This window comes from Sphingobacterium sp. UBA7253, from assembly GCF_002472745.1.
Lineage (GTDB): Bacteria > Bacteroidota > Bacteroidia > Sphingobacteriales > Sphingobacteriaceae > Sphingobacterium > Sphingobacterium siyangense.
On record NZ_DKSP01000162.1, the window covers coordinates 2245 to 9126 of the forward strand.

The 6882-nt window shown below is 37.5% G+C and carries 8 protein-coding genes; 4 read left to right on the plus strand and 4 right to left on the minus strand.

Annotated elements, in window-relative coordinates:
- Positions 1 to 166: 166 nt before the first annotated feature.
- Together B2X72_RS16585 and istA are read right to left on the minus strand one after the other, a co-directional pair.
- Positions 167 to 709: a hypothetical protein gene (locus tag B2X72_RS16585; RefSeq protein WP_286850784.1), complete on the minus strand. Its 543-nt coding sequence runs from the start codon at positions 707 to 709 to the stop codon at positions 167 to 169.
- On the minus strand, positions 657 to 1712 hold the full coding sequence (gene istA, locus B2X72_RS16590; RefSeq protein ID WP_286850771.1) for an IS21 family transposase: 1056 nt from the start codon (positions 1710 to 1712) through the stop codon (positions 657 to 659). Before istA ends, B2X72_RS16585 begins: the two co-directional genes overlap by 53 nt.
- 213 nt (positions 1713 to 1925) lie before the next feature.
- Here istA and B2X72_RS16595 point away from each other — a divergent pair, with 213 nt between their 5' ends.
- The 4 genes from B2X72_RS16595 (at position 1926) to B2X72_RS16610 (ending at position 4182) form a co-directional block, all read left to right on the plus strand.
- Positions 1926 to 2093: a hypothetical protein gene (locus tag B2X72_RS16595; RefSeq protein ID WP_286850773.1), complete on the plus strand. Its 168-nt coding sequence runs from the start codon at positions 1926 to 1928 to the stop codon at positions 2091 to 2093.
- Between the two features lie 77 nt (positions 2094 to 2170).
- Entirely contained in the window at positions 2171 to 2692 is a 522-nt protein-coding gene (locus B2X72_RS16600; protein ID WP_286850775.1) for a hypothetical protein, read from the plus strand.
- Positions 2693 to 2724: 32 nt separating this feature from the next.
- A complete protein-coding gene (locus tag B2X72_RS16605) occupies positions 2725 to 3366 on the plus strand; it encodes a hypothetical protein (RefSeq protein ID WP_088160769.1) in 642 nt (213 codons plus the stop codon).
- Between the two features lie 390 nt (positions 3367 to 3756).
- The gene (locus B2X72_RS16610; RefSeq protein ID WP_088160768.1) at positions 3757 to 4182 is read left to right on the plus strand and encodes a hypothetical protein; all 426 of its coding nucleotides are present in this window, start codon (positions 3757 to 3759) and stop codon (positions 4180 to 4182) included.
- Positions 4183 to 4364: 182 nt separating this feature from the next.
- Here the strand turns inward: B2X72_RS16610 and B2X72_RS16615 are convergent, their stop codons facing one another.
- Positions 4365 to 4625, minus strand: coding sequence for a hypothetical protein (locus tag B2X72_RS16615; RefSeq protein WP_088160767.1), 261 nt, complete (start codon positions 4623 to 4625; stop codon positions 4365 to 4367).
- A gap of 395 nt (positions 4626 to 5020) precedes the next feature.
- The gene (locus B2X72_RS16620) at positions 5021 to 5629 is read right to left on the minus strand and encodes a hypothetical protein (protein ID WP_286850777.1); all 609 of its coding nucleotides are present in this window, start codon (positions 5627 to 5629) and stop codon (positions 5021 to 5023) included.
- Between the last annotated feature and the right edge of the window lie 1253 nt (positions 5630 to 6882).

Here is a 6882-nt window from a genome sequence, read left to right on the forward strand (position 1 = left end):
CTGAACCGCTCTGCATCGACAAGCTGAGCGAGCAGTTCATCTCCTGTATACTGATCGTAGCGCCCGCTTTCCAGACAATTTTTGAAGGCATGGTACATGCCATGGAACTTTAGTTTCCGTAATTTTTCAAGTGTGTTGGTATTCATTCCGATTACTGTTTATGTTATTATTTATAATATTCCTCTCCTCTGATATTGCCGTGTTCCGGCATTGGCAGTTCATCCGCAAAGGGGCTGTCCTGGTATTCGTCCATCCTGTTGGCAAGGATCGTCTGCACGGTCTTATAGCTATAGATACCGTAACTCAGTGCCCGACCACATGCTTTTGCCAGACGTTCGCTGCCAACTTTTTTTTGAAAGCTTAGTATACCGGAACACGACCGATAGGCCTGTTCTGGATGCTGTTTACGTTCCAATATTCCCTGAATGTACATTTTCACATCATCACCTATGGACTCCGCCCATTCCAAGAAGCGTTCCGGTGTCCATTCGCTCACAAAGCGGTGGGAAGAGACTAGATGTGTCTTGTCGGTTGTATATCCATAAGCGGCCTTATCCCTGATATGTATGGCAATACGCTCATAATGATAGAATACCTCAAGCCGGGTGTGTGAATAGAGCATTTTCACCTTTTTACCAATAAAACGATATGGCACGCTAATGGCGGTCTTCACCAAGACAGATATGCCCGGTTTTGGCCACGGTAGCATAGTGGAGTTTTTTGAACTCGTAACGTGATATGGGAAGTCCGCCCAGAGAAGCGCGTTCAATCTCTTCAAACTGCGTCCGACGGCTATAACTGCGCCCTTTGAGCAGGTAATTGTTATGGAGTTCCAATTGATAGCGGATTGCGGCATTGAGCTCCTGCAATGTATGATAGGTGTTCTTGCGCAATGGGGCGTAGATCCTGTTGTATATGATCTTTACGGCTCCTTCCACCAGTGCCTTGTCACGGGGACGATTGGCCCTGGCCGGTAGCACGCTGGTCTGATAATGGTCAGCAAAGTCCGAAAAAGTCTCGTTCAATGTGGGTTCATAACGATTGCTACGGGTGACCGCTGCTTTCAGGTTATCCGGCACGATAGCGGCAGGAACACCTCCAAAGTAATGGAGGGCATTTTCACAGGCGCATATCAGGCTTTCTTTGCTCTGATCCCGGACTGCTTCGACATAGGTGAGCTGGCTGGCTCCAAGAATGGCGACGAATACTTCCACGTCCTGGATCTCTCCGCTGGAGGCATCAACGACCTGTAGCTTTTTCCCGGCAAAGTCAATATAAACCTTATCTCCGGCTTTATGGTCCAGATGCATAACGGGGTTTACAATAGCTTTCCATTGATTATAATAAAAGCAAAATTGGGTATACTGTAGCCCTTCGGGAAATTCTTTCATGTAGGCTTCCCACAGCAGTTTTCGGGTGACCCCGGGGCGTTTGAGCTCTTTGTCAATATGGGGAAGGCAGCGCTGCAGAGCTTGAAGGCGTTTGTCGGGCTTGCGTTCGTTGCTCTTGCCGAACAGGTCTTCCAGCTCTTTATCTCCTAGTGTGTTCACTTCTTTAAAGGTAAACCCGCTCTGCTGAAAGAACTTAAGGTACTTCTTTACGGTATTGCGCGATACGCCCGCCTGTATGGCGATAGCCTGTTTGCTACGTCCATGATCATGAAGTCTCAGTATCTGTCTTATTTTGTTCATGCTGATCGTCGTGTTGGCCATAATCTTAGGGTTATTCTTCCCCAAAAATATGGTTACAGCTACAGCTCCCAAACTAACGGCGACAACTGGTCAGTTTCGTCCGAAATACCATGGTCATTTTCCGCCGGAACAAGTGGTCACTTTATTCCGAAATCAGGTGGTCAATATAAGCGAAACCTCCACAAGGATAACATCTTTAAGGTAACAGGACTGTTAAAAAAAGGACGGTTTCGGATGGAAGAATTAAATAGCGGTCGTTTTTTTGCCCTGACAAAAAATGATGAACTCTACAGGTCGCTGATCAATTGCAAACAACAATTGCAGCAAACAAGAATTAAAGATTCAAAACCAGACCTGGAACCTGTAAAAGAAGATATTTCTGTCCCAGTCCCAAAAAGATAAAGCAGACGCTTCCATCCTATTACTATTTATTCAGCTGTAGTATCCGGTCCTACTACTGTCATTAATAATGATTTTTTATGAAAATAACAGATTCTCAACTGTTCGATAATTCCCGGCCCTATTACCATGGCACAGATGCAACCTTTGATAAATTTGATGCCACATTTAAAGGTAGCAATACCGGCTGGGACAATACAAAACATGGCTTTTTCTTTGCTGACAAAAAAGAAAATGCATTACTGTTCGGTGATATCCTGATCACCGCGTACCTTGATATTAAGAACCCCATAGACTTACGCCTTCACTCCATCTTCTCTCTAGAAAATCAGGCCTCCCTCATTTGGGAAATCCTCACAGGGGACCAGCTTGAAGCAAAAAAAGCTCTTCGCAAAATCAACCGGGAAATAAGCCTGGGTGAAATCGGTGATCTATATGACAGTCTGAACAGTGAAGACAGTCATCTCATGTTTGAGAAAGCTGGATATGATGGCATCATATCCAGCCTGGGAGACGACCATCCTGAATTCGTTGTGTTCCATACCTCCCAGATTGAGATCATCTCCATAGAGAGGCAGAATTTTATAGGACGATCTCGTTAATCATATTTCATTTAAAAGTTAATGATGTCATTATGAAAATAGAATTAAAAGAAATCCATCACAGCGCGCAGCTTAGTGAGGAAACACATGCCTTCACCGCTAATCTTTATATCAATGGAACACACGCAGGCTACGCCAAAAATAATGGCCATGGAGGCGCTACCTATTATCAGGCGAAAGACGAGAAAGGAAAGGTTCTCATTAAGGAAGCTGAAAAATATTGCGCAGAACTGCCGCCAAGAAATACTGAAGACAAATTGCAGGATGATCTTTTATGGGATATGGATCTAGCGCAGTATATTGATGATCTACTTCATCTTTATCTGGAGAAAAAAGAAATAGACCGGTTCAATACCAAATTGAATAAACGCATGTTAGATGGTCTCGTCTTAGGCATCCCAGATCAATCGTTCCGCGGTTTTATATACCCCTTGCCAATGGTACAACTACTGGCTCACCCAAAAGGACCGGAAATAGTGTTAAAAGATCTCTCTGAAAAAGTCCTTCCTTTGTTAACGGATGGGAATAAACTCTTAAATACCAACATTCCAGAAAGTATTATTAAAGCAGCAGGTTTAGATGAGCAGCAGTATGTAAAACCGTTGGTTAGAAATATTCGGTATGGAATGATTCCATATAAAGAAGAAGAAAGCAATAGAAATAGATCCAGATAATGATCTAATAATTGGATTATTTGCTGAAAACAATTCGGAAGCTACTTTCGTGAATAGAAAGCAGGTTGAAAACTTAATATCGGTTTCTTGTCTGTGACCTTAACCACTCATCAAGCATCCGTTCTCTTTCCTTCCTCCTTCTCGATTCCTTTTCTCTGCGGTCCACAACAAAAATAAAGGGTATCCAAATACCCATACCAATACACCAAAGAAGTAAGGAATTACTTCCCGACATATTCATCGCAACAAATAAAGTGCCGCACGAGACAAACAATGTAAATAAAAAATATAATACCATTCCCATAATCAAATTGAGTTTAGTTCCTAAACTCAATTTACGAAATATACCACTGTAATACAAATGTTTACACAATAAATATGCAATTTTACATGAAAGAATTAATTGATAAACACGTATTGATACACCCTCTATTACCTATCGATCCTGCACAGAAACAGGGGCATCTCGGCACAATTTCCTACGCAAGTTATGACAATGAGATAATGGAAGTCAGCTTCGAAGATGGTGAAAAGTCTCTTTATCTTACAGATGCCCTGCTAGTATTCAAATCGATTCGAGAGTTGTCCCAGACCATAAAAGAACAGCAACTATTAACTGAAAAAAATCTCAAGACCTTCATGGACGTCTATTTAATCCTGAAGAATGAAGGTCGATCACAAGTACCTAAAGCATTCCACATGATATTATCAAATAACCAAATACTGAGTCTAGCTACAGTATCGCTAACAAGCAGACTTGAATTGACTCTTCCCGAAGACATGCACCCATATTGGCAGAAAGGGCCAAAGCGTTAACAATTAATAAAAGAGATTGAAATAAAAGGAATTTGAGGCTAAAAAGCATCACGAGATCTAGAATAGGACACATTTTCGCAAGAAAATTAAAAGAGATCCGGATTCTTATGACGATTTAGATCAAAGGGGGTACGTCGTGGCAAATATTGACTTTAGTTTTCTAAAAAAATAGAAAACTAAAACTATAAACGATATCTTAGAGAAATTGACCGCCCTATGTCATTCGCAAACTCAATATCATTTTCTGAACCTTCAAAATGCCATCTGTCTTGATTTTTTTTTAGTTTCTGAACCATGCCATCAAGAAGAATAGAAATTTCAGAAATCCCCCTATGTAATTCCTTCTCTAAAATTCTAATTTGAAAATCTTGGCCTTTAAAAGTTATTCTAAATGATTGTGCTGGTATATTACTTTGTGCTAGTGTATCTATTGTCTCTTCCATATTTCTACCTGTAAATTTAATAAAAGGCTTTAAAATTAGATATCAAAAAAGGTTAAAAATCCTGTTTAGCTTTTTTTATCCATATCGATGATATATTGAATATCTATCCTATTTTCCCAAACCTATTGTTCACTGACCTATGCATCAACTTAAAAAAATTACGACAATCTCAGTAATTGAATATTTTAAAAAGTTAGAAATAGAAATATCCGAAGAAGACGCATCTTTAGTACTGGAGCATTTAACTGACATCGCTAAACATGCTCTTGAAGATTATTTTAAGTCTCTAATTAATCAGACAAAGTAATCGCAGCATTATCAAATTTTGATGACAAATTTAAGAATGTGAATTCAATCTTTTCTGATTGTAGTAAATTGTTCAGTAATCCGAATATCTAATCATCTCCCAAATTTCTAAATTCAGTAGACATCAATCTCTCTTTAGAAGGAATTGACCTGATAAAATCCATAACATACTGATTAAACGACAGGTAACTATCCAAAACACTAGATTTCAACTCATTAAAAGACGTCTTTTTATCAATTTTCAATAGCAACTTCCTCCGATAAAGATGGTTGTTGATCAAAATTTCCAACTTCACTTTTCCAGCTCTTATATATTCAGTAAGGCCAATTAAGCCATCGATATGAAGAATTACTAAATCTTTTATCTGAAACCCGATAATCCCAAATTCCTTAAGTTCATTTATAAGCTTATCCCGTTCTATTTTGAACCATTCAATCATTAAACTTTCAATACCAGGAACCGTTAGATTAATATCATAGACAATTAGGATCGGATATAATCTTAAAGATTGCGGCTTATAATTTTGATCAAATATAAACTTCTTTGTTAAACTTAACTTGATCCTGGTAATTAATTGCATGATTGCTTTTTCAGGTCCCTCTGTACTATAGTATTTCTTTTTTATTTCCTCTTGAATACTATTGATGTTAAAAGATTGTTTGGTAACCCCAGAAATAAAACTATCTTTAACTTCCACCAAAAAAACTTTGTTCCCATTCCGGACATAGTANNCGGTTCTGAACTTTTCATTTTTTTTTTCATTTCAGCACCAGAAAAATTTAAAACACTTTTATTCTCATAGGCTCTTTTCATCAATTTGTAAACAAGATAACCTTCGGAAAAATGAGTAGTATAATCCGCTCGAAAACGATTTTCAGAAATACCTAATGCTGGATTTGATTTAACAATTGATTTACAATCCCAATAAATCGAATTATAAACCTTATTAAATATCATAGCCCTATTGATAATGACGTATTCGTTTTCTGACACTAAATAAAGAGGTTTGTTCCGAATAGGTAAAAAATCAAACTCTTCTATATTTTCTTTGTTTTCCTCGATATCATTCTGATGGTTATATAATTCCAGAAAATCTTGACTCACTTTATCTTTACCATTTATCGTAATTGCATCGCCATTGCAAAGCATTAATAGCGGGAATATTTTAGTAGCATAGTCTTGAAAACTAGTAATCTTCTTCGAAGCGAGATAAAGCTGAAATAAATTATTATTATATGAACAGAGAAAATCCATACAGTGTTTTACCTTTATCAATTGATAAATTGCTTGCTCAAGACTGAAATAACTAAAATCATAACTACTGATAAGTGAAGCCGTAGATAACCAAGTAGCCCTCAATATTCCTGAATATTCCGCTGGTACTGTTTTGCCAATACTATCTTGCCTATCAGCGAAAATTTCATTCATTTTAATATAAGCAATAAAAAAATCTAAATGTGACTCATCAAAATTTACTTCCATATTATGCTTCACTTCAGGAAGGCTAATTGCCAATATATTCATTTTCAAATTTGTATAATGGTTTATTAATATAAGCCGTGCACCTCCACCGATCTCCTCTCTATAACCATGAAAAATTTTAGAAATTATTATCTCCCCCATTTTTCCTTCGGTCCCGAACCAATAGATAATTTGGCGTTGAATTTCTATTATTTTTTTTTGTAAAATAGAATTCATTACTGCTATCATTTTCAGCGTAAGTGCTTTCCCATAAGGTTCTAAAATTTCCTTTGGCTCTCTGGTGTCGTAATCGAAAATTTTTGAAAATACAACAATAAGAGACATTTTGAGTTTGGAGTGAGCTGACATACAGAATATTAAAGGTTAATAATTAATCATTTAATGATAAAAATACAATTATTTTACCATTTTTTTTAGTAAATTCACCTTAGATATTAAACCCAATTAATATGAATGTTGCCAATTTAT